This window comes from Thermomicrobiales bacterium (genome assembly GCA_041390825.1).
Classification (GTDB): Bacteria; Chloroflexota; Chloroflexia; order Thermomicrobiales; family UBA6265; genus JAMLHN01.
Map to the genome: position 1 here is coordinate 18557 of JAWKPF010000005.1, position 20827 is coordinate 39383.

A 20827-nucleotide genomic window follows, 5' to 3' on the forward strand; every position below is an offset into this window, starting at 1 on the left:
GCCGGATCGAGGATCTGGCTTCTCGTCGTGCTGTTCGGGGTTCTCGGCCTCTTCGAAGCGACTGCTGCACAGGAGTCGCCAGACTATGCAGGCATCGTCATCCGCCCCGGCGATGGCACGGTGACGTATGCCTATGTGCCGCTCGAGGAACCAGTTTCCGGGATCGAGCTGCTGCGAAGGTCGGGGGTGTCGCTCGTCGCCATCGGGTTTGGCGGGCTTGGGGAAGGCGTTTGCCAAATCGCAGAGACGGGCTGCGATATCGACTCCTGCCGCTCTCGGTTGTGCCAGACCGGCGACCGGAATTCCCCTTACTGGCGCTACTTTCAGGCCGATCACGACGGGAATTGGGTAGCGTCGCCACTCGGAGGAAGTGCGACCAAGGTCGAACCGGGAGGAATCGACGGATGGTCGTGGACTCCTGATGAATCGTTGCTGCCCGACGTCGACATCGAGGACATTCCGGCGCTGGCCGGAGCGCTCGAAGCGCCTGGTGAGGCGCATTTCGCGCGGTACGACGCCAATGGCAATCTCGTCGATCGCGCGGACGTATCGGATGTGGAACAGCGGTCATACGTCGCGGTGATCGGTGTGCTGGGAGCAGTGGCGCTCTTCACGGTGGGTCTGCGGGCGCGTCAGCGAGGCGCCGCGTGAGCCGTGTCGTCATCGATCCACGAGCGTGGCTCTGCTGGGCGGCAGCAGCGATGCTGGTCCCATTGATGGGGCGCAACCCCTTCGCGCTGCTATCTGTTCTGCTGGCCGTGGTTGCTGTGCGCGAGACATTGCCACCCGAGAGCCGCGCTGGTTGGGGCTGGGTGATCCGAATGGGGATCGTGTTCGGGGCGATCGCTGTGTTCTTCAATCTCCTGACGGTACGGGTGGGCGATCGCGTGTTCGGCACGATCCCGGATTGGGTGCCCCTGATCGATGGGGACTTGACGGTGAACTCGATCGTTTTTGGACTGCTCAGCGGTCTGGCGGTGCTGACGCTGGTTCTCATCGGGGTCACCCTGGCGGCAGTGCTGGATTGGAGCGCTGTCCTGCGGATGCTGCCCCAGTCGTTGGTCGGGGCAGGCGTGGCCGGTTCGGTCGCGTTCTCGTTCTTCCCGCAGATGATTGCCACGTATCGTGAGATCGTGGACGCGCAAGCGATTCGGGGACAGGAGCTCAAGGGGCCGCGCGACTACCTGAATCTTGGTCCTCTGCTTCTCGCCGGCGGAATCGAACGAGCGGTGACCATGTCCGAGCTGTTGGAATCACGTGGTTTTGGTGGCGCGCCCGTCCGGCAACGGGCACCCTGGTTGCGATTGGCGCCCGCCGTGGCGCTGGCGCTGATCTGTGTGGCGGCGTATCTCTTTGCGGTGGGTGAAACCGTGGTCTCGCTTGCCTGCGCTCTTGGGGCCGGAGCGTTGCTGTTTGCCGCCTATCGATTCGGCCGTTCGACCGGTCATCAGCGGACTCGATATCGACAACTGCACTGGCAACGGACTGATTCTGTTGTGCTCGCTGGGGCGATGCTGGCGGCCATGTCGGTCGTCCTGGCAGAACCGCAAGCCACTCGATACGAACCGTATCCCACCTTGACCTGGCCGGTGGCGAGTCCCTTGCTGGCGCTGGGGTTGCTCGGGTTGCTCGGTCCGGCGATCGCCTTGCTGTGGTTGGAGCGGTCGCAACCATGAGCGGCGGACTCGATGTCGTCTTCGAATCGGTTTCGTTTCGCTATCCGAACGCGGAACGTGCGGTGCTGCGGGATTTCGACTGGGAGATCGGGGAATCGGAGTTGGTTCTCCTTGCGGGAGCATCGGGCAGCGGCAAATCGACAATCCTTCGCTGCCTGAACGGGTTGACACCGCATTTTTCCGGGGGGTCGTTTGGCGGTCGCGTGCTGGTGCGGGGCGAAGATACCCGCATGTTGCCCACAAGGGCGCTGGCGCGTTCGGTCGGCTTCGTCTTTCAGGACCCCGGCGCGCATTCCGTCTCGACCACGGTCGAAGACGAGGTGGCGTTCGGGTTGGAGCAACTGGGTGTCCCGGTCCCGGCCATGCGCCGGCGGGTCGAGGAAGCGCTCGATCTCACTGGCGCCGAACGCATCCGCAGGCGGAGCATCGCCACGCTTTCAGGGGGCGAACGGCAACGGGTTGCCATTGCCGCGGCACTGGCCTTGCAGCCGCGCATTCTGGCGCTCGACGAGCCGACCAGCCAGCTCGACCCCTCTGGCGCTGAAGATGTGCTGGATGCGGTGCGCCGATTGAATGAAGAGCTCGGCATCACCGTGGTGCTGGCCGAGCAACGGCTGGAGCGGGTGGCGGGTTTTGCCGATCGGATGCGGCTGCTGCGCCCCGATGGACTCGATCTCGACGGAGCCACGGCCGAAGTGTTGCGGAGTTGCGATCCGCGACTCGTTCCTCCGGTGGCGTTGCTCGGCCGAATCGAGGGTTGGGATCCGCTGCCGCTAACGGTGAAAGCGGCCAGGCGGATGGCGCGTGAGACAGGATTCGAGCCCGCAGTTTCGCCGGTCGATCATCCACGCCCGGACGTCGAGCCAGCCATCGCCGTCGACCGGATCTCGATCGGATACGACAAACGCCGTGTGCTCGACGAGGTTTCTTTCGATGTGCGCCCAGGCGAGCTGGTGGCCATCATGGGCCGCAATGGCACCGGGAAGTCGACGCTGTTGCGCGCCCTGATGGGGCTGCATCCCATGATTGGTGGGAGAGCGCGGATCGCAGGGTTCGACCCAACAACGGCGCGCACGCAGGAGATTGGTCGCAGAGTCGGTTTCTTGCCGCAACGCGCGGCGAGCCTGCTCTTTCACGAGACGGTGGCGGACGATGTCTCGGCGGCGCTCGCGAGCCGGGGCGCTTCGGCAACCGAGCTCGATCCATTGCTCGAACGCTTTGCGCTTGGCCAACTGCGGGAGCGGAATCCGCTCGATCTCAGCGCCGGTGAGCAGGAACGGGCCGCGTTGGCCGTGACGCTGGCGGGGGACCCATGCGTGGTCTTGCTCGATGAGCCGACCAGGGGAATGGACGCGCTGCGCAAGCATGAGCTGGCGCAGCACTTCATCGCGTTGCGGGAACGCGGGGTGGCGATCCTGATGGCGACGCACGATGTCGAGCTGGTGGCGCAGGTGGCCACGCGGGTGATTTTGCTCGGCGATGGTGGGATCGTCGCGCAGGGGGGAACGCGTGAGGTGCTGGCAGGATCATTGACCTTTGGAACGCAGATGAATCGGGTGTTCGGCAATGGCTGGCTCACGGTGGATGACGTGCTGCATGCGCGCATGCAGGACTGGGACACTATGCGCAGCGATTTGGGCGTTGTGAGAGTGGATCGATCCGAATGAGCATGAATCAGGGCGACTTGCGAAAGGACTATGTGCGAGCATCGCTCGATCCCAGCGATGTCACGCCAGATCCGCTGGATCAGTTCCGTCTCTGGTATGAGGAACAGAAGCGCACCACCTCGATCGAACCCAACGCCATGACGGTTGCCACCGCGAGCAAAGACGGCTGCCCCTCCGCGCGTGTGGTGCTCATGAAACACTGGGATGCCGACGGCTTTGTCTTCTTTTCCAGCTACAACAGTCCGAAGGGACAGGATCTGGAAGAAAACCCACGAGCGGCGTTGCTTTTTTATTGGCCGGAGACCGAGCGGCAGGTGCGCATCGAAGGAACGGTGACGCCGACCAGCCGCGAGGAAGCCATCGCGTACTTCCAAAGTCGACCGCGGGGCAGCCAGATCGCCGCGAACATTGCCCGGCAGAGCCAGCCGGTCGCATCGCGCGAGGTGCTTGAGATGGAGATTGCCGAACTCACCGAGCGATTCTCCGAGGGTGAAGTGGATATTCCCGACACCTGGGGAGGATTCCGGGTTTTTCCGGAGCGAGTCGAGTTTTGGCAGGGGCGCCCCAGTCGCTTGCACGATCGAGTGCAATACACGCGCAAGAACGGCGGCTGGGAGATCGAACGGCTGGCGCCGTGAACCGCACGCTATTCGAGATTCGAATGCCGCGCGCGGATCTCTTCCAGTGTTTGGCCGGTTCGCTCGCGAAGCTCGACGGCCACCAGGTCGAGATAGATCAACAACGCGATTTCATACACGGTGCCCATCGGCAGAATCGATTCGCTGCCGGTGTCATCGGCCATGGTTTGCGCGGGAATGACCACGACGGCATCGGCCATCTGCGGAATCGCCGCCTGCGGTTGCGCGGTGAGGACGACAAGGCGGGCGCCTGACTTGAGCGCGAGTCCCGCCATCGCGCGGTGCATATCCAGATCGCCGGTACCGACCGACAGGATGACCAGGTCGCCCTGAGTCACCGGGGGCGCGGTGACGTCTCCTGCGATGTGAGCATCGAAGCCATGATGGACGAGTCGCATGCCGAACGCCTTGAGCTGGAGCAATTCGCGGCCCATACCGAACAGGACGATCCGCCGGGCAGCGAGCACTTCATCGGCGAGCCGGCTCACCGCGTCCTCGTCCATTGCCAATAGCGGGGTCGTGATCTCAGCGATGGCCTGTGTGATCCGTTCATGTTGTTCCGACATCATTTGCTCCTTTGCCAAAGACCGCTGCCGACTAGACGGAACATGGATGGAATGTCGTCATCCGTCCGTGATCGAATTCTCATCCGTGCGAGCCGTCGTGGAACCATCGCTCGCATCGCAATCGGTATAGCGATCTGGTAGATGGATCGTGAAGGTCGCGCCCTGTCCAAGCGAGGTATCGAGTGAGATCGTGCCGTGATGTGCATCGACGATCCCCTTGGCGATCGCGAGGCCGAGACCGGATCCTCCCGCGGCGCCGCGTTTGCGCGAGGATTCTCCGCGCCAGAAACGGTCGAAGGCATGAGCGGCGGATTCTGGATCGAGGCCTGGGCCAGTGTCGGAAATGGTGATGACGGCGCCTCTTGGCTCGGCCGCCACCCGAAGAACGATCGCCGCGTCCACGGGGGTGTGGCGTAGCGCATTCGAGGTGAGAATGCTCACCAGTTGCACGATCAATCCTTCATCGGCACAGACGATCGGTCCAGTTTCCGGTGTGTCCGACGCGATGGGGCGACCCGGTTGCACCGCCTGAGCGTCTTGAGCGGCGTCGCGAAGGATACGTCCGAGATCGACCAGTTCATTGCGAAGCGGGCGACCTTCGTCGAGGTTCGCGAGGGAGAGCAGGTCCTTGACCAGGTCGGTCATGCGATTGGTTTCCGATGAGAGCCTGCGGACCATATCGTCCATCTGCGCAGTTTCCCGGAACGCGCCCTGGCGATAGAGATCGAGATACCCACGCATGGACGTCAGCGGTGTGCGCAGCTCATGGGAGGCGTCCGCCACGAACTGTTTCAGGCGTGCGTCGGTTTCGTCCCGTTCATCGAGCATCAGATTGAAAGCGATGCCCAGCTTGCCCGCTTCAGTGTGCGGATCGACATCGGGCGCCCGCAGACTGTGATCTCCGGCCGTAATGGCTTCGGCTGTTTGCGCAAGCCGGGTGATCGGTGCGATGCCGAGTCGCTGGATCCAGACATAAAGCGCCGCCAGCACCACAGCAATCAGCACGCCGGCCAGGGACAGGGTGCGTTCCAGACGCCCAATGGCGTCGTCGAGTTCCTGCAGCGGCAACGCAGTCATGATCGTGCCTTGTCCACCGGGATCGGGCCGCAGCAGGGCCCGGAAGCTCATCGATGAATCGGACGCAGCGATCGTCTCGAAGTGTGGGCCCGCTTCGTCGACCGTTTCTGGCAGATCTAGTACCGGCGCGGCGGAGAGCAGCGATCCGAGGACTTGCGGCTCGACGGCGCCGTCCGGTGTGACGAGCGCAATGTAGATATCCGAATACGAATCGGCCGGCGGCATGGGGGGGCTCCCCGCGGATGTTGGAGCGTCGATCGTGTCGCCTTGGTCGATGCGGAATGGGGGTACAGAGCTGAGACGGCGATCGATCTGCTCGAGAAGCAGCGATCGCTGGTTCTGAATGACCAGCAACGATGTCACGGCATACGTGAAGAGAAGGATCGCTATGACGATGAGCAGGCGCGCCCGCAGGCTCACTGTTCGACTCGAAGCGTGAACCCGACTCCGCGCACCGTGTGAATGAGCTTCGGACCTGCTCGGTCGATCTTCTTGCGAAGATAGCTGATGTAGGTGTCGACCACGGACGGATCGACATCGACTTCATAGGACCAGACATGCTCCAGGATCTGGCTCCGGTTGAGTACACGGCCGACATTCGTCAAGAGATAGTGGAGCAGCTTGTATTCTGTGGGGGAGAGATAGATCTCCTCCCCTCCACGGAACACCTGGTGCAGTTCAGTGTCCATTTCGAGATCATCGCAACGGAGCCTTCGGCTGGCGGCGGACTTTTCGGCGCGTTTCATGCGCAACTGAACTCTCGCCACTAGTTCGGCGACATCGAAGGGTTTGACGATGTAGTCGTCGCCCCCTTCACTCAGTCCCTTGACCCGATCGGCCGATTGGTCGCGCGCGGTGAGAAAGATGATCGGTGTCTGGTTCCCCTGATCCCGAAGTCGTCGCAGAATGGCGAAACCGTCGAGGTCCGGCAACATGACATCGAGCACGATGAGGTCCGGCCGCTCGCGGTAGATCTGGTCGAGCGCTTCGAATCCGGTCGCCGCGGTAACCGTGTCCATCCCGGAAAGGGAAAGCGCGGTGGTCACCAGAAAGCGAATGTTCTCCTCGTCGTCGACGACGAGGATGCGCGGCCGGGCATCGGTCATGCGGCGTCGATCTGCTCCTGAACTCGTTGAGATTCGCTCTCGATGGTCGCTTGTTCGACGAGATCGATTGCCTGAGTTTCCAACAACTCGACCCAACGTGCCAAGATGTCCGTGGCGACGCCACCAGCAAAGAGTTCAGCGTGTAGGCGTTGTTTGGCTTCGTTCTGCAAGGCGACGAAATCGGAATTGGCTTCCCAACGCGAAACGAGCGGGTTGTTCATGCCCGACATGTCGCCCCCAGGAACTCCTCCAACGAAATCGCCGTCGGCGGGAGGTTGCGGCATCTGGCCCCCGGGACCGCCGGATGTGCCCACGGGTGGTGTGCCGACGATCACATTCGGTCGACCTTGACCGGCGCCTTCGGGATTGCCGCCTGGCCCTCCCCGGAACTCACCACCCTGTACGGTCATTCCATTGAACGCGAGATTCATATCCCATGGGACCACGGTGAACTTGCTGGTCGCATTGTCATAGTAGAGGTAGGAATTGTTGCCTGGACCATTGATGTCATCGAAGTTCTGCACGAGATCCATCATCGCCAGATAGATCGCAAATTCGTCGATATCGAGTCGTTGGGCGAGACCTGCCGCAAAGGTGGTGTCGTCACTGTTGTTGACGAAGTCGAGAAATGAGATCAGTGGCGCGTAGTTCTCGGCATCATCATCTCCGCCGCCAGCCTCGAGATCGAACGCGGTCATGTACGCATCGAGGTCGTCGTCCTTGTAGCTCCAGTTTCCGACCGACTCCGACTTGAAGAGGAGACCATCGGCTGCGAAGTGCGCGTCCATCCACGTATCGTCCGGGTTCTCGATGGCGATGCGCAAGCGGGGAGTGCTCTCGTTCACGCTGAAACTGACATATGCGGCGGCTTGCGACGCGAGACCGGCGGCTGCGAGCAGATCGAGCGCCAACGCCTCATTGAGCGCGGTCGCCGAATTGTTGGATCGGATCACGAACTCCGTCAGCCCATTCAGGTTCTGGTCATCGACGAACTTGTCGAGTCGCACGAGCCACGGAAGACCTTCAGGCTCGTCGGCTGAGAGCGGGCTACTCGGCCCGATGATGTCTTCAGTCATGCCGGCGCCGGCGGGTTGGGCATTCTGGCCGTTGTCCGGAGCCTGAAATCCACCATTGCCGCGCAGAGCCATCAACGAAGAGTTGCCCTTCAGACGAAATCCAACCTCTTCGTATGTCTGACCGTCGATGGTAGCGGTGGCCGAGATCCATTCCTTGTCACCGGTGTCCCGGAAGGTGGCAATCATGGCGTCGTATTCGGCTTCATCGAACGTGGCTGAAATCGTATGAAGCTCCGCAGCATCGAAGAAGACCCCGGTCGTGGCCACTGAGCCTTGCGCGGCGAGCGCGAATGATCCGAATCGGGAGCCTGGAGACGCAAGCAAGGCGGCTGCCGAGGCGGATGAGATGAGCAGTGAGCGGCGCGTCAGACGCAGCGTCGGCTCCGAAATCGAAAGGAGCACAGGAACCTCCATGTCCGTTGTCAGATCGAGCGGCGTATGTTGCCGCATGTGCCTTTCGAGTGTCCGGGTGCGATTTGGGAGATTTCTGTGAAAAGAGCGGGTGGAAGTCTCAAGAATTTCACAAAGTCATAACATTCAATTGCCTCCAGAACGGTTCCACGTGCAGGAGGTCCGCGTGTCTCAGCAGATCATTCCGATCGTCGCGAATTTCGTGGCGATCCTTGTGCTCATCTTTGGGGTGTATTTCCCGCGGCATCGGCGGCGAGATATGATCGTCGCCTATCTCGCGATCAATACTGGCGTTCTCGCGATCGCCACCGTACTTTCATCGGTCGATGCGTCGGTGGGACTGGGTGTCGGGCTATTCGGAGTGCTGTCGATTATCCGCTTGCGGTCGGACGAGCTCACCCAGCGGGAAGTTTCCTATTACTTCGCAGCTCTGGCGCTTGGACTCCTGGGAGGAACGAGAGTCGATCAGCACATCTTGACCGTTTCCCCGATGGCCGTCATCGTGTGCGCGCTTGCCTTCGCCGATAGTCCGCGGTTGCTGGGCCGGTATCACATCAGACTGATGACGCTCGACCGGGCGTTCGTGGCTGAAGAGCAACTCATCGCCTATCTGGCAAATCTGCTGCACGCGGATATCAAACAAGTGGCGGTGCATCAGATCGACCTGGTGAACGACACCACCCGAGTCGAGGTCCGCTATGAGCTGCCGGTCGTGTGGACGACCGAAGCCGAGATCGTCGAGATTCGCCCCATGGTGGTTTCGTGATGCACAGTTTCGAGCCCATGGCCTTCGCGCCGATTGACGAGCTTCCCGCACTTTCGTTGCCGCAGCTTCAGGATGCAGCCTCCTTCCTGACCCGCCGTGACCGCAAGTACATCGTTCCGGCCGACACCGTTGCCAGTCTGCTCGACGGGCTGGAAGCTGGAACACGAGTCCTCGAGATCGATGGCCGGCGCACGTTTCGATATTCGACTCGCTATTTCGACGATCGTCATGCGGCGTATTTCCGCGCGCTGCGTAAGCGTCCCGACCGATTCAAGGTGCGCACCCGGCGATACGAAGAAAGCGGAGAGTGCCAGCTCGAAGTCAAGCTGCTCGATGTCCGCGGTCGCACGGTCAAGTCACGATTTCCGCACGAGAGCGGTGAAATGGAAACGCTGTCGACACTCGACCGCGCATGGCTCCGATCGTTTGAGCCGGTGCGCGCGGTCGCCAGCCAGCTTGAGCCGAGCGTTGCCACGTGGTATCACCGCTCCACGCTCGTGTTTCCCGATGGTAGTGGGCGCATGACAATCGATCAGGGACTGACTTTCGTCGGCGAGGATGGTCTTTGGCAACGTCTCGAATCGCATTGTGTGATCGAAACGAAGGGCCCCGGGCATCCGCTGCCGTTCGATCGTCTTCTTTGGTCAGCCGGATTTCGCCCGGCGCCGGCGAGCAAATTCGCGCTTGGTGTCTGTCTGACGAATCCCGACCTGCCACACAACCGCTGGCGACGACTTCGCGCACGCTTGGCTCCGGCACTGAGCGGACCCATGGTGGCGAGTCCGCGCTGAACTGGTGTTGCGCTAAACCGGGCATTGGAGGAGTTCCATGCTAGCCCGGTCGAATCGGATCGGGCTAGAATTGCGGATTGGACGAGCGCGTGCAACGCCATTGCAGACCGTTCGTATTTTCGCCTTTGACGATCTCCGCTGGTACGAACACGCACGGCTCCAGCGTTGGCCTAGACGCATCGGAAAGCCCCAATGCCATCCAAGACGACAGCGAGCGACGAGTCCGTCGTTCCGAACGACGACGCTTCTCTACCCCGCTCCAAACCGAAGCGAGTCCGTGAGGGCGCGACCAAGACACCGCGCCGGAGGCCGATCGCGTTGCCGGTGCTGGTGGTGGACGAAACGTTTCTGCTGCCGCACATGTCGATTCCCTATCCGATCGAGGATGACGAAGCGGCGATGGTGATCGACCGCAGCTTGCGCATGCCGCTGCGGCAGGTGTTGGTGCTGACCGAGCGAATGGTGCAGGAAGGCGCCGATCCGGGAACTGCCGAATCGGAGTTCGCGCCGCTCTTTTCCGATCTCCTGCTGGACCATGAGCTGCCATCCGGTGGCGATGGTGACGAGCCGGGCGGCTGGACCCCGGAGAATCAGGACGATGGGGTGCAGTTCGAGCTCTGCACGGTTGGCGTCATCGCCGAGGTCGGGCAACGCATCTCGCCCCCGGGCAGCACTTCGCATGTGATTCTCCAGGGAGTGGCTCGCGGTGTCGTCAAGGAACTGATCCAGGAGGACCCCTATCTGGTTGCCCGGGTCGTGCGCCATGACGATCCGGTCACTGGTTCGAGCGATTCCGAAGCGGCCATGTCCGCCGTGTTGGAGCAGGTCGAGCACTACATCGCCATGTTGCCGAATGTTCCAGAAGAAGTGCTGGCCATGGTGCGCAGCGTCGAAGAGCCGGGCTGGCTGGCCGACTTGATCGCGTTTTCACCGGAGTTCAGTTCGGCGCAGCGGCAAGAGTTGCTGGAGATCCTCGATCCGGTTGCGCGTTTGCGGCGCTTGTCGGTCATGATCCAGAAGCGGCTGAACGTGCTCAATTTGCGCCAGCAGATTGCAACCGAGGCCCAGGCCGGCATGGACCGGCAGCAGCGCGACTACTTCCTGCGCGAACAAATTCGCGCCATCCAGAAAGAGCTTGGCGAAGGGTCCGCGGAAGAAACGCTGGCCGGCGAGATGCGCGCCAAGATCGAAGAAGTCGGCATGCCCGAGGAGACCAAGCAGAAGGCGTTGGTCCAGGTGGAGCGGCTGGAACAGCAACACCCCTTCTCGCCCGAGATCGGGGTCATTCGCGGGTATCTCGAGTGGCTGATCGAGCTTCCCTGGGCGATCGAAACCGAGGACCGTCTCGATCTCAACGAGGCGAAAGACATTCTCGAAGCCGACCATTACGGGCTGGAGAAGGTCAAGGACCGCATCATCGAGTACATCGCCGTGCGCAAGCTGGCAGGCGACAAACAGAAGACGCCGATCATCTGCTTCGTGGGTCCTCCGGGTGTGGGCAAGACCAGCCTGGGACGTTCGATCGCGCGGGCAATCGGCCGCAACTACGTGCGCATGTCGCTCGGTGGTGTGCGCGACGAGGCGGAGATTCGCGGCCACCGGCGCACCTATGTCGGCGCCATGCCGGGCAGGGTTATCAAGGCGCTGCGTGATGCCAAGAGCCGCAACCCGGTGATCGTGCTGGACGAGATCGACAAGGTTGGTTCCGATGCGTTTCGGGGCGATCCGTCTTCCGCGCTGCTGGAGGTGCTCGACCCGGAGCAAAACTCGACCTTCTCCGATCACTACCTGGAGGTTCCCTTCGATCTTTCCAAGGTGATCTTCATTACCACGGCGAACATGCTGGAACCGATTCCACCAGCGCTCCGCGACCGGATGGAAGTGATCGAGGTCCCGGGTTATACCGAGGTCGAGAAGATGGAAATTGCCAGGCGCTACCTCGTCCCCAAGACGATGGAGTCGCATGGTGTGTCCGAGGACCAACTCACGCTGACCGAGGATGCGCTCAAGCGCGTGATCCGCGAGTACACCAGCGAGTCAGGCGTGCGCAATCTCGAGCGCGAGATCGGATCGCTTTGCCGCAAGGCAGCCCGCCAGCTGGCTGGAGACGATCCGCCCGAGCACATCACGATCGATAGCGAGGCCGTGGAAGCGTTTCTCGGCATCCCGAAGTACGAGTTCGGGCTTGCGGAAGAAAATGATGAGGTCGGGGTCGCGACCGGGGCAGCCGTGACGAGTGTGGGCGGAGACCTGCTGTCCATCGAGGTCACGGTCATGGAAGGCAAGGGCGATCTGATCCTCACCGGACAACTCGGTGAGGTGATGCAGGAATCGGGCCGCGCAGCGATCAGCTATGCGCGAGCGCATGCGAGCGAGTTCGGCCTCGAGCCGGGCTTCTTCGACAAGCACAACATCCACGTCCATATTCCCGCTGGCGCGATCCCCAAAGACGGTCCGTCTGCAGGTATCACCATCGCAACCGCGCTCATTTCCGCTCTGACCGGACGAAAGGTGCGGAAAGATGTGGCGATGACCGGTGAGATCACCCTGCGCGGCAAAGTGCTGCCAATTGGCGGACTGCGCGAGAAGACGCTGGCCGCGCATCGGGGCGGGATCAAGACCTTCCTGCTCCCGAAGCGGAACGCCAAGGACCTTTCCGAATTGCCGGATGTCGTCAAGAGCGACATCGAGCTGATCCAGGTCGCATCGCTCGACGAGGTGCTGGATGTGGCGCTCTTGCCGAAGGTCGACTTGACCTTGCAGGTGGCCTGACGGCGCTAACGCCCGGTACTGGCGAACGCGGCCAGACCGGCAGACCAGGCGCGCTCGAGATCCGCAGTGGGTGGAAATCGGCGATCGATTTCCATGATGGCCATGCCGTGCATGAAGGCCCAGAATGCGCGCGCCGTGTCTGCGTCGGCGAACAGCTCACCAAGCGGCGCGCCTGACCAGTCTTCGATCCCCGGAGTCAAACGGGCGCGATCGAGCTCGCCCGCGGTCAGGAGGCGATAGACGTGGGGCCACTCCCTGGCAAGCGATCGGTAGGCGGCCGCGACATTCGTCAGGCGGTCTCCCGGTTCGCCAAGCGCGATGCGGGCACGTTCCCCCCAGATCAGAAAGCCGCGGTCGATCATTGCCGCTTCGACCGCGGCCTTGTCGGGAAAGTGCTTGTAGAGCGACGGCGCCTTGATGCCCAGTTCGCTTGCCAATCTGCGCATGGTCAGGGCATCCCGCCCTTCGGCGTTCAGGATCGTCCAGGCAGTATCGACGATCTGCTCCCGGCGAGCCTGGCTCGCAGAGCTAGGAGCGTTGGAAGCCATTCTCGTCCCGCAATCCATAGCCGAAGGTATGGTCGACCGCGATATGCAGCGCCCAGCCGAGCGCGGCTGAGAGCCATATCATCGGCGCCACACCGGTCAATGCGAGCAGCGCCAACAGAGCAGGGCCGATGAAGCGATGCAGCGCGTTGTAGATCGGAACTGCCTTAGGCGCGAGTTGCCCCTTCTCCAGCCCGCGGTCGATTCCCGCCAGCAGCCCCAAATCGGGCATGAGGGCGAACCCGAGCGCAAGCCAGCCATTACCATGCTCCCGCACCTGGAGCACCGTTGCTCCCAGCAGGCCGAGCGCGGCGACTCCCCAGGCGATGCGGGGAAGCAGGCGACGACCTGATGCAGCAGGTGTGAGTGAGAACGTCGAATGGTCGAGAAACATAGCCGAACCTCCATGGCTAACATCGTTAGCCGAATTGTAGGCTAACACTGTTAGCCTGTCAAGCCCGCCTACTGTTGATGCGCGAATCTGGAATGCCTCTCCTCGAACGTATCGATCTGCTGGACCCAGGTGAGGGGAAACGCGCGTCGTTTCCGTTCTCGGTGCCGTCGATTGCCGCGCAGCTTGGGCAATCGTTGCGCTTCGACGGCGCAGTGACCTTCCTGGTGGGTGAGAACGGCAGCGGGAAATCGACCTTGCTCGAGGGCATCGCATGTGCGGTATCGCTGCCGGGAATTGGATCGGACAATCCCGACCGCGACCCCACTTTGGTGCATGGGCGCGCGCTCGCCGAGGCGATCCGGCTACGCTGGGCATTGCGTCACCCACACCGCGGATATTTCTTCCGGGCGGAGGACTTCTTCGGGTTCACCAAGCGAATGGATCGGCTGAAAGCCGAGTTGCTGGCCGAGGCGGCGGAAATGCGCAATGACCGGACGAGCTCGGAGTTCGCGCGGAACCTTGGCGCAGGAGTGATTGCCGGGCAGGCGCGCGCGATCGAGCAGCAATACGGCGCCAGTGGTCTCGATGCCGCGTCCCACGGCGAGCAGTTTCTCGATCTCTTTTCCGCGCGATGCCGTCCGGGAGGTATCTATCTGATGGACGAACCGGAAGCTCCGCTTTCCCCGGCCCGCCAACTGACCTTCCTCTCGATGCTGCGCGCGATGGCCGAAGATGGCTCGCAGTTCATCATCGCAACGCACTCTCCCATGCTGCTGGCGCTGCCCGGAGCGGCGATTCTCAGTTTCGACGGAGGCGCGATTCGCCCGGCCAGGTACGACACGCTGGAGCATGTGCAGATCATGCGTTCATTTCTGGACGATCCGGAGGCCTACCTGCGCCATCTTTAGGTGGCGGAGCCCGTGGGTCTGGTAGGCTTGCCGCCATGAGCGCACACGGCACCTCTCCAGCTTCGCAGTCTCACGATCCGGCCCCGCAGGGACCAACTCGCCAGGCAACGGCGCGTTCGTCGGTGGGCATCAGCCGCGATTGGCGGATGGCGCTCGACATGGCGTTGGATGGGATTCGCGATGTCGTGCCAGATGCGATTTTCGCCTTTGCATCCGCATCGTTCGACGAAGACCTGCCGTCGATCTCGGAGGCGATTTGGCATCACGCGGGTTCGATGATCGTCGTCGGGTGTTCCAGTAGTGGCGTCATCGGACGTGGCGCGGAATGGAGCACGAACCGGCGATCTCCCTGCTCGCCCTGGAGTTGCCGGGTGCGATCTTGCGTCCCGTGCGTTTCACTCAGGGAATGCTCGAGGAATCGCGTGGCGGCAGTCTGGCCGAGCGGCTTGGCGTCGATCCGGCGCTCGTGAACGGCTGGACTGTGCTCGCAGATCCGTTTCGCATGGATGGCGCGTTGCTCGTCGAGCAGCTGAACTCCGCCTATCCCGGCTTGCCGGTGATCGGCGGTTTGCTGGCGCCGGGTCCGGGACAGCGGCAAACCTGGGTCATGCTCAACGGCCGGATCTACAACGATGGCGGGGTCGGCCTATCGATCGGTGGCGCCTACGATGTGCTGCCAATCGTTTCACAGGGATGCGAGCCAATCGGTGAGCCCTGGACGATCACGGCTGTCGATGAAAAATGGATCGAAACGATCTCGAATCGGCCAGCTTTGCAGATGTTGACCGACACGCTTTCGACCCTGCCGGGCGAGATTCAGCAAGAGGTGCGCGATCACCTCGTCGCGGGACTGGCTGCCAACGAGTATCGCGAAACGTTCGGGCGAGGAGATTTCCTGATACGCAACATCATCGGGATACGGCGGGAATCGGGCGCTATCGCGTTGGGCGCCAGACCGCGAGTGGGCCAGACGATTCAGTTTCAGCTGCGCGACGCCGCCACGGCCGATCTCGATCTCACTGCCACTCTGCTCGAGGCGCATCTCCGGCTGGGAGGGCGCGATCCGATTGCCGGGTTGCTGGCCTCGTGCAATGGCCGGGGGACCGGTATGTTCGATGTACCCCATCACGATGCCGCGGCAATCGAGCGCCGTTTCCCCGGATTGCCACTGGCCGGTTTGATCGCGGCGGGCGAGATCGGCCCGGTGGGCTCCAAAACGTTCATTCATGGCTTTACGAGCAGTCTTGGGCTGATCGTTCCGGCTTGACAAGAATCGAGGAGAACCGTGCGCGACGCGTTGTTCATCCCGTTGTTGTTGGGTTTGGCCTATGCGGCAGCACCCGGCGTGGTCAACACCGAATGCCTCCGGCGGGGAGTGAGCTTCGGTTTTCGGCCAGCGTTCCTGGTGCAACTCGGCGCGTTCGCCGGGAGCGGGGCATGGGCGGTGTTGGCGTTTTCCGGGTTGGCCGCGCTCTCGAGCGCGGCGACCGTGCTCGACGTGATCGGCCTGATGGGCGGCCTCTTTCTGTGCAAGATCGCCATCGACGCGTTTCGCACTGCCTTGCACGGGCGATCCGCTACCGAGCGCTCCAGTGAGGCGAGCGCGTTGCGCACCGGCCTCATCTTTGGACTGGCAAACCCCGCCGCGTTGCCATTCTGGACCGGGATTGGCGGTGGGATGTTGGCAACGCACGGCGAGCCAACCTTCGCAACGACCATCGAGTTTCTGGCGGCATTCCTGATTGGGACCCTGGCCTGGGCGATCGGTTTTTGCGCGCTCGCCAGCGCGGGACGAAAATATGCGCGCCCCCGCGTCTTTCAAGCCATCGATGCTGTCTGCGGGACGATCATTGGTTTCTTTGGTGTGCGGCTGGTTTGGGCATCGGCTCGCCGGCTCGTTCGTGTGGTGTAAGGCATGACGTCTTTCCGGCTGGAGCGAGATTTCCTCGAGCTCTTTCCAAACGCGACGATCGCGATAGCAGTGGTGCGCGGTGTCGACAACATGGTCGACGATCCCGAGATCTGGCCGATGCTGGACGTGGAGATCGAACGGGCGGCGGCCCTGGTCGGCGCGGGCGAGATCAGCCAGCATCCGGCGCAGTGGCTCCCTGGCGAGCGGCCTTCGCCCGGTTTGGCGTGAAGCCGTCGAAATACCGGTCGTCGATCGAGGCGATGCTTCGTTCCGCGCAGTCAGGGAGATTGCGGCCCATCAACCCATTGGTCGATCTCTACAACGCGATCTCGTTGCGCCACCTGCTTCCGGTGGGTGGAGAGGACTTGGCAGCCATCGTTGGGGATGTGCGTCTGACGCGAGCGCAGGGGGACGAGGAGTTCACCCCGTTGGGCTCGAAGGACCGGAGACACCGCCGCCCGGCGCCGTCATCTACCGCGATGACGATTCTGTGATCTGTTCATGCTGGAACTGGCGTGAAGCCGAGCGAACGATGCTCACACCGGCTACCAGGGACGCCGTGCTTGTGATCGAGTCGATTCCGCCGCTGGACCCACTGGCGACGCGGATCGCGATCGACGACCTGGCCGCGCTGGTGACCCGACACCTGGGCGGAACAGCCGAGGTGTCGATCCTGAATGCCGAGCGACCGATCGTCGAGCTGTGACCGCCAGCCAAGGACCCCAAGGCCTCGATTGACGTTTCGCTTGATCTACTCTTGCTCGATTGCCGATGTGGCCTTCTCCAGCGCCCGTTCTTCCCGAAGAAGCCTGACTTCTTCCTGAATGGAGTCATCGACTGCTTTGAGCAAGATGACCAGCGCAGCAAGCACGATACCGACGGCGATACCGAGATAGACGATATCTTTGCCGCCCGACCACTCGGCCACATTGCTGAGAAAGTTCACTCCCAATACGACGCAGATCACGCCAATGATGCGGTGTTTCAACTCGTCGAGGGTATGAATCTTGAGCCAGGAGGGGAGGGTCGTCTTCTCGTCGATGAAGAGCTGATAGAGTCCGAGCGCGACGATGAGCAGGATGACTCCGATCAGGAAGACGTCGATGAGCTCGATGAATTCGATCGAGAGTTTTTCTTCGCGCGCGTCGGTGAGGTCACGACTCGAGATGAGGTCCCAGATGACCGCCAACACCCGCAGGAACCCATAGATGATGAGCGTGAACGCGGCCAGCAGCGAACCGATCACCGCCAGGATGATCATCGAAGGAGAGAGATCGAAGAGGCGCGACATCCAGAAGCGCACGATTTCCATGATCTGCATTGGGTGCGCCATACCTCCCGCGTTGGCCGGCCGGTCGCCGATGGACTGGGAGCATCATACCGTCAAACGAATGAACCCTCGCCTGCCGCGACCTGCCGCATGATGTCGATGAGAGCGCCCTTTTCCTCGAACCCGATGCCGGGGCTTTGCGGGAGTCCGACCATTCCATGCTCGACCCGGATGCTGTCCGCGAATCCGCCAAACGGCTGGAAAACGCCCGGATAGCTCTCATTTCCGCCGAGACCAAGTCCTGCCGCCATGTTCAGTGACATCTGGTGTCCGCCATGCGGCACGATGCGGGTGCGTGACCAGCCATTGGCTTCCACCATTTCGATAGTGCGCAAATACTCGACCAGGCCATAGGAAAGCGCGCAGTCGAACTGGAGCCAGTCGGAGGATGGATGCATACCGCCGTAGCGGATGAGATTGCGCGCGTCCTGCATCGAAAAGAGGTTCTCCGGTGGCCATGGGGTTGGGATAGCGTTGTGAGTTCTGCCTGGAGCGCGAAGTCGAGCGGGTCGCCAGCCTCCTCGTACCAGAGATCGTAGGGCGCGAGCGCATCGGCATAGGCGATAGCGGTTGGGAGATCGAATCGGCCGTTCGCATCGACTGCAAGGTGGGATCCGTCGCCAACGACCTCGAGCACGGCCTCGATTCGCTCCAGGTCCCTGGCGAGCGGGACACCACCGATTTTCATCTTGACGACCTCGTAGCCAAGATCGAGATAGCCGCGCATTTCTTCACGAAGCTCTGGCAGGCCCTTTCCCGGTGCGTAATAGCCGCCGGCTGCGTAGACCCATACGGGCTCGTGGACCGTTCCGCCGTTGTACCGATCGGCCAACAGACGGTAGAGCGGCACGCCCTCGATCTTGGCGACGGCGTCCCAGACGGCCATGTCGATGGTGCCGACCGCGACCGAGCGTTCCCCGTGGCCACCGGGTTTTTCGGCAGCCATGAGCAGCGACCAGATCTTTCGCGGATCGAGGTTTCCACCCGATTCGTCGATGATGGCGGCCGGCTCGGCCTCGAGCAGGCGCGGAACGAAGCGCTCGTTCAGCAAGCCAATCGGAGCGTAGCGGCCGTTCGAGTTGAACCCGTATCCGACGACGGGCTCGCCCTCCCGAATGACGTCGGTGATGATCGCGACCACGGCCGCGTCCATTTTGCTGAAGTCGATGTAGGCATTGCTCATCGGCGAGCTTATCGGAACAGACGCAACGCGAATATCGGTAATCTTCATTTCGTTCGGTATGCCCCTGGAATGGTCTGCGATCGATTCTTCGATAGCCACCTTCGAGCCATCGTCGTTTGAGATTATCCCGCACGCGAACGTGCCAATCTCGTGCCCATTGGACCGCTGCAGATCTCTTGAGGAAGCAACGGACACGTTGGGTCCCTGAGTGTCGATGTTCTCGCTCCGGGGTTGGGCAGTTTCTGAGATCATGATCAACGTTCTGGAATCGCCGCGTCCGAACAATGAGGTGTCGCGGTCGATTTTGCTCATTGCTTCCAAGGAGCGTCACGAGAGTGTCCGCAGATTTCATCTTTCGCAATGGACCGATCATCACAATCGACCCTGCGGCACGAGACGCCGAAGCAGTTGCGGTTCAGGGCAATCGAATCACCCGTGTCGGAACCCTTGACGTGGTCCTGGACGAAGCGGGACCAGGCACGAAGACGATCGATCTCGCAGGCCGAGCGCTCCTGCCGGGTCTGAACGACAACCACAACCACCCGATCTATTTTGGGCAGGGATTGAGCCAGATCGACGCTTCGCCCGGCGCGGCTCCCACCTTGGCAGCACTGCAAGACGCCTTTCGCACACGAGCCAATGAGCAGCCCAGCGGCTGGCTGATCGCCCGGGGCTATGACGATTCCCGCCTCGATATTCACCGGCACCCGACCCGCCATGAGTTGGACGAAGCCACGGGTGGACGTCCCGCCTATCTGGTGCGTACGTGTGGACACCTCGCAGTGGCGAACTCGGCAGCGCTCGGGCTGGCCGGGATAACGGCGGACACGCCGGATCCGGTTGGCGGCCAGATCGACCGCGACGAGCATGGCGAGCCGATTGGCTTGCTGCGTGAAACCGCAATGAAGCTGGTTTCAGATCAGATCGCGGCGCCGACGACCGATGACATGAAGGACTACTTGCGCGCAGCTGGCAAGCGATTCAACGAATACGGCATTACCAGCGTCGGCGAAGCGGCGATCAGCAACTCTCGGCAGTTCTCCGCGTATCAAGAGCTCGCCCGCGATGGCGAGTTGCCGATGCGCACCTTCACCATGATGTTGATCGACGACACGCTGGACAATCTGGAGCATCTTGGTGTGCAGACCGGATTCGGCGATGCCTGGTTCCGCATCGGGCCGGCAAAGGTGTTCCAGGACGGCTCGGGTGGTGGACGAACTGCGGCCATGACCACCGAGTACCGGAACGATCCCGGCAATATGGGGATCACGATCTATGACCAGGACGGTCTCAACGAACGGTTCACCCGCGCCAACGCGGCCGGTTTTCAGATGGCGGCGCATGCCATTGGTGATCGGGCAATCTCGATGATCCTGACGGCCTACGAGACCGCGTTGGCGGCGAATCCGCGTTCCGATGCGCGCCCGCGCATCGAGCACTGCGGGATGTGCACGCAGGAGCATCTGGATCGCATGAAGAAGATCGGCGCGCTGGCGATTCCGCAGCCATCCTTCATCTACTACCTCGGCGATTCCTACATCGAGAACTTCACCGAGGACCAACTGGCGATGGCCTATCCTGGGCGCTCGTGGTTCGACCAGGGGATCGTGGCGGTGGGAAGCTCGGATGTCCCGGTCGTTTCCTGCGACCCGTTCGTCAATCTTCGCTCTGCGGTCACGCGCCTGACCCAGGACGGCCAGTACATGGGCGGCAATCAAGGCGTGACGATCGACGAGGCGCTACAGATGTTCACCATCAATGGCGCCTTTGCCTCGTTCGAGGAAGCGATCAAGGGAAGCATCACCGAAGGCAAACTGGCGGACCTGACGGTGTTGAGCGCTGACCCGCGCAAGGTCGAGCCGGAGGAACTGAACACCCTTCGAGCGGAGCTGACGATGATCGATGGACGGGTGGTGTTCGAGCGGTAGGGGGAGCCAGGCAACAGGCCAGAGGCAAGAGGCAACAGTTTGGAGGCATCCTGGGAAGGATGCCTGGGGATTCGGGCCTAG

At 62.0% G+C, this 20827-nt stretch carries 22 protein-coding genes and 1 pseudogene; 14 read left to right on the forward strand and 9 right to left on the reverse strand.

Going from position 1 to position 20827, the window contains the following annotated elements:
- Positions 1-27: 27 nt before the first annotated feature.
- From R2855_01280 to pdxH, 4 genes are read left to right on the forward strand one after another with little or no spacing between them, the layout of a single operon-like run.
- Entirely contained in the window at positions 28-651 is a 624-nt protein-coding gene (locus tag R2855_01280; GenBank protein MEZ4529636.1) for a hypothetical protein, read from the forward strand.
- Positions 648-1676 carry an energy-coupling factor transporter transmembrane component T gene (locus R2855_01285; protein ID MEZ4529637.1) on the forward strand — a complete coding sequence of 343 codons (1029 nt, stop codon included), beginning with the start codon at positions 648-650 and terminating at the stop codon, positions 1674-1676. The genes R2855_01280 and R2855_01285 overlap by 4 nt, the downstream gene beginning before the upstream one ends.
- On the forward strand, positions 1673-3343 hold the full coding sequence (locus R2855_01290; GenBank protein MEZ4529638.1) for an ATP-binding cassette domain-containing protein: 1671 nt from the start codon (positions 1673-1675) through the stop codon (positions 3341-3343). The genes R2855_01285 and R2855_01290 overlap by 4 nt, the downstream gene beginning before the upstream one ends.
- Positions 3340-3981, forward strand: a complete 642-nt coding sequence (gene pdxH / locus R2855_01295) for a pyridoxamine 5'-phosphate oxidase (GenBank protein MEZ4529639.1) — start codon at positions 3340-3342, stop codon at positions 3979-3981. Before R2855_01290 ends, pdxH begins: the two co-directional genes overlap by 4 nt.
- Before the next feature lie 8 nt (positions 3982-3989).
- Here the strand turns inward: pdxH and R2855_01300 are convergent, their stop codons facing one another.
- From R2855_01300 to R2855_01315, 4 genes are read right to left on the reverse strand one after another with little or no spacing between them, the layout of a single operon-like run.
- Positions 3990-4547, reverse strand: coding sequence for a hypothetical protein (locus tag R2855_01300; protein MEZ4529640.1), 558 nt, complete (start codon positions 4545-4547; stop codon positions 3990-3992).
- 57 nt (positions 4548-4604) lie between these two features.
- Positions 4605-6044, reverse strand: a complete 1440-nt coding sequence (locus R2855_01305; GenBank protein ID MEZ4529641.1) for a HAMP domain-containing sensor histidine kinase — start codon at positions 6042-6044, stop codon at positions 4605-4607.
- Complete coding sequence (locus R2855_01310) at positions 6041-6730, reverse strand: response regulator transcription factor (GenBank protein ID MEZ4529642.1); 690 nt, start codon at positions 6728-6730, stop codon at positions 6041-6043. The genes R2855_01305 and R2855_01310 overlap by 4 nt, the downstream gene beginning before the upstream one ends.
- On the reverse strand, positions 6727-8256 hold the full coding sequence (locus R2855_01315; GenBank protein ID MEZ4529643.1) for a CotH kinase family protein: 1530 nt from the start codon (positions 8254-8256) through the stop codon (positions 6727-6729). The genes R2855_01310 and R2855_01315 overlap by 4 nt, the downstream gene beginning before the upstream one ends.
- A gap of 127 nt (positions 8257-8383) precedes the next feature.
- On the opposite strand from R2855_01315, the gene R2855_01320 reads away from it, so the two are divergent.
- From R2855_01320 to lon, 3 genes are all read left to right on the forward strand, one after another.
- Positions 8384-8983, forward strand: coding sequence for a DUF4956 domain-containing protein (locus tag R2855_01320; protein MEZ4529644.1), 600 nt, complete (start codon positions 8384-8386; stop codon positions 8981-8983).
- Positions 8983-9774 (forward strand): polyphosphate polymerase domain-containing protein, encoded by a 792-nt coding sequence (locus tag R2855_01325; GenBank protein MEZ4529645.1) that lies wholly within the window; start codon positions 8983-8985, stop codon positions 9772-9774. Before R2855_01320 ends, R2855_01325 begins: the two co-directional genes overlap by 1 nt.
- A 192-nt stretch (positions 9775-9966) precedes the next feature.
- Positions 9967-12546, forward strand: coding sequence for an endopeptidase La (gene lon / locus R2855_01330; GenBank protein ID MEZ4529646.1), 2580 nt, complete (start codon positions 9967-9969; stop codon positions 12544-12546).
- 5 nt (positions 12547-12551) lie between these two features.
- Here lon and R2855_01335 read toward each other — a convergent pair whose 3' ends face one another.
- Both R2855_01335 and R2855_01340 read right to left on the reverse strand, forming a co-directional pair.
- Positions 12552-13094, reverse strand: coding sequence for a TetR/AcrR family transcriptional regulator (locus R2855_01335; protein MEZ4529647.1), 543 nt, complete (start codon positions 13092-13094; stop codon positions 12552-12554).
- A complete protein-coding gene (locus R2855_01340) occupies positions 13075-13485 on the reverse strand; it encodes a DUF4260 family protein (GenBank protein ID MEZ4529648.1) in 411 nt (136 codons plus the stop codon). The genes R2855_01335 and R2855_01340 overlap by 20 nt, the downstream gene beginning before the upstream one ends.
- Positions 13486-13577: 92 nt before the next feature.
- Between R2855_01340 and R2855_01345 the strand changes: the two genes are divergently transcribed.
- The 6 genes from R2855_01345 to R2855_01370 all read left to right on the forward strand — a co-directional run bounded on the left by R2855_01345 (position 13578) and on the right by R2855_01370 (position 17011).
- Complete coding sequence (locus R2855_01345) at positions 13578-14393, forward strand: AAA family ATPase (protein ID MEZ4529649.1); 816 nt, start codon at positions 13578-13580, stop codon at positions 14391-14393.
- Between the two features lie 325 nt (positions 14394-14718).
- Positions 14719-15660 carry an FIST N-terminal domain-containing protein gene (locus R2855_01350; protein ID MEZ4529650.1) on the forward strand — a complete coding sequence of 314 codons (942 nt, stop codon included), beginning with the start codon at positions 14719-14721 and terminating at the stop codon, positions 15658-15660.
- Positions 15661-15678: 18 nt separating this feature from the next.
- Positions 15679-16305, forward strand: a complete 627-nt coding sequence (locus tag R2855_01355) for a LysE family transporter (GenBank protein ID MEZ4529651.1) — start codon at positions 15679-15681, stop codon at positions 16303-16305.
- Positions 16306-16308: 3 nt separating this feature from the next.
- Complete coding sequence (locus R2855_01360; protein ID MEZ4529652.1) at positions 16309-16533, forward strand: hypothetical protein; 225 nt, start codon at positions 16309-16311, stop codon at positions 16531-16533.
- Positions 16530-16799 carry a phenylalanine--tRNA ligase beta subunit-related protein gene (locus R2855_01365; protein ID MEZ4529653.1) on the forward strand — a complete coding sequence of 90 codons (270 nt, stop codon included), beginning with the start codon at positions 16530-16532 and terminating at the stop codon, positions 16797-16799. The genes R2855_01360 and R2855_01365 overlap by 4 nt, the downstream gene beginning before the upstream one ends.
- 38 nt (positions 16800-16837) lie before the next feature.
- Positions 16838-17011 (forward strand): hypothetical protein, encoded by a 174-nt coding sequence (locus tag R2855_01370; GenBank protein ID MEZ4529654.1) that lies wholly within the window; start codon positions 16838-16840, stop codon positions 17009-17011.
- A 45-nt stretch (positions 17012-17056) separates the two neighbouring features.
- Here R2855_01370 and R2855_01375 read toward each other — a convergent pair whose 3' ends face one another.
- From R2855_01375 to R2855_01385, 3 genes and pseudogenes are all read right to left on the reverse strand, one after another.
- Positions 17057-17638, reverse strand: a complete 582-nt coding sequence (locus R2855_01375) for a YqhA family protein (protein ID MEZ4529655.1) — start codon at positions 17636-17638, stop codon at positions 17057-17059.
- A gap of 50 nt (positions 17639-17688) precedes the next feature.
- Complete coding sequence (locus R2855_01380) at positions 17689-18069, reverse strand: enolase C-terminal domain-like protein (protein MEZ4529656.1); 381 nt, start codon at positions 18067-18069, stop codon at positions 17689-17691.
- 53 nt (positions 18070-18122) lie between these two features.
- Positions 18123-19130 (reverse strand): annotated as a pseudogene (locus R2855_01385) (enolase C-terminal domain-like protein).
- Between the two features lie 23 nt (positions 19131-19153).
- On the opposite strand from R2855_01385, the gene R2855_01390 reads away from it, so the two are divergent.
- Positions 19154-20746 (forward strand): amidohydrolase, encoded by a 1593-nt coding sequence (locus R2855_01390; GenBank protein MEZ4529657.1) that lies wholly within the window; start codon positions 19154-19156, stop codon positions 20744-20746.
- The last annotated feature ends 81 nt before the right edge of the window (positions 20747-20827 follow it).

What these genes read in the sequence shown, in the direction of transcription:
- R2855_01325 (MEZ4529645.1), top strand. Translation starts at nt 8,983, where the DNA reads ATGCACAGTTTCGAGCCCATGGCCTTCGCGCCGATTGACGAGCTTCCC.
- R2855_01315 (MEZ4529643.1), bottom strand. Translation starts at nt 8,256, where the DNA reads ATGCGGCAACATACGCCGCTCGATCTGACAACGGACATGGAGGTTCCT.
- R2855_01290 (MEZ4529638.1), top strand. Translation starts at nt 1,673, where the DNA reads ATGAGCGGCGGACTCGATGTCGTCTTCGAATCGGTTTCGTTTCGCTAT.
- R2855_01300 (MEZ4529640.1), bottom strand. Translation starts at nt 4,547, where the DNA reads ATGTCGGAACAACATGAACGGATCACACAGGCCATCGCTGAGATCACG.
- R2855_01310 (MEZ4529642.1), bottom strand. Translation starts at nt 6,730, where the DNA reads ATGACCGATGCCCGGCCGCGCATCCTCGTCGTCGACGACGAGGAGAAC.
- lon (MEZ4529646.1), top strand. Translation starts at nt 9,967, where the DNA reads ATGCCATCCAAGACGACAGCGAGCGACGAGTCCGTCGTTCCGAACGAC.
- R2855_01340 (MEZ4529648.1), bottom strand. Translation starts at nt 13,485, where the DNA reads ATGTTTCTCGACCATTCGACGTTCTCACTCACACCTGCTGCATCAGGT.
- R2855_01335 (MEZ4529647.1), bottom strand. Translation starts at nt 13,094, where the DNA reads ATGGCTTCCAACGCTCCTAGCTCTGCGAGCCAGGCTCGCCGGGAGCAG.
- R2855_01350 (MEZ4529650.1), top strand. Translation starts at nt 14,719, where the DNA reads ATGGAGCACGAACCGGCGATCTCCCTGCTCGCCCTGGAGTTGCCGGGT.
- pdxH (MEZ4529639.1), top strand. Translation starts at nt 3,340, where the DNA reads ATGAGCATGAATCAGGGCGACTTGCGAAAGGACTATGTGCGAGCATCG.
- R2855_01345 (MEZ4529649.1), top strand. Translation starts at nt 13,578, where the DNA reads ATGCCTCTCCTCGAACGTATCGATCTGCTGGACCCAGGTGAGGGGAAA.
- R2855_01380 (MEZ4529656.1), bottom strand. Translation starts at nt 18,069, where the DNA reads ATGCAGGACGCGCGCAATCTCATCCGCTACGGCGGTATGCATCCATCC.
- R2855_01375 (MEZ4529655.1), bottom strand. Translation starts at nt 17,638, where the DNA reads ATGGCGCACCCAATGCAGATCATGGAAATCGTGCGCTTCTGGATGTCG.
- R2855_01370 (MEZ4529654.1), top strand. Translation starts at nt 16,838, where the DNA reads ATGCTCACACCGGCTACCAGGGACGCCGTGCTTGTGATCGAGTCGATT.
- R2855_01360 (MEZ4529652.1), top strand. Translation starts at nt 16,309, where the DNA reads ATGACGTCTTTCCGGCTGGAGCGAGATTTCCTCGAGCTCTTTCCAAAC.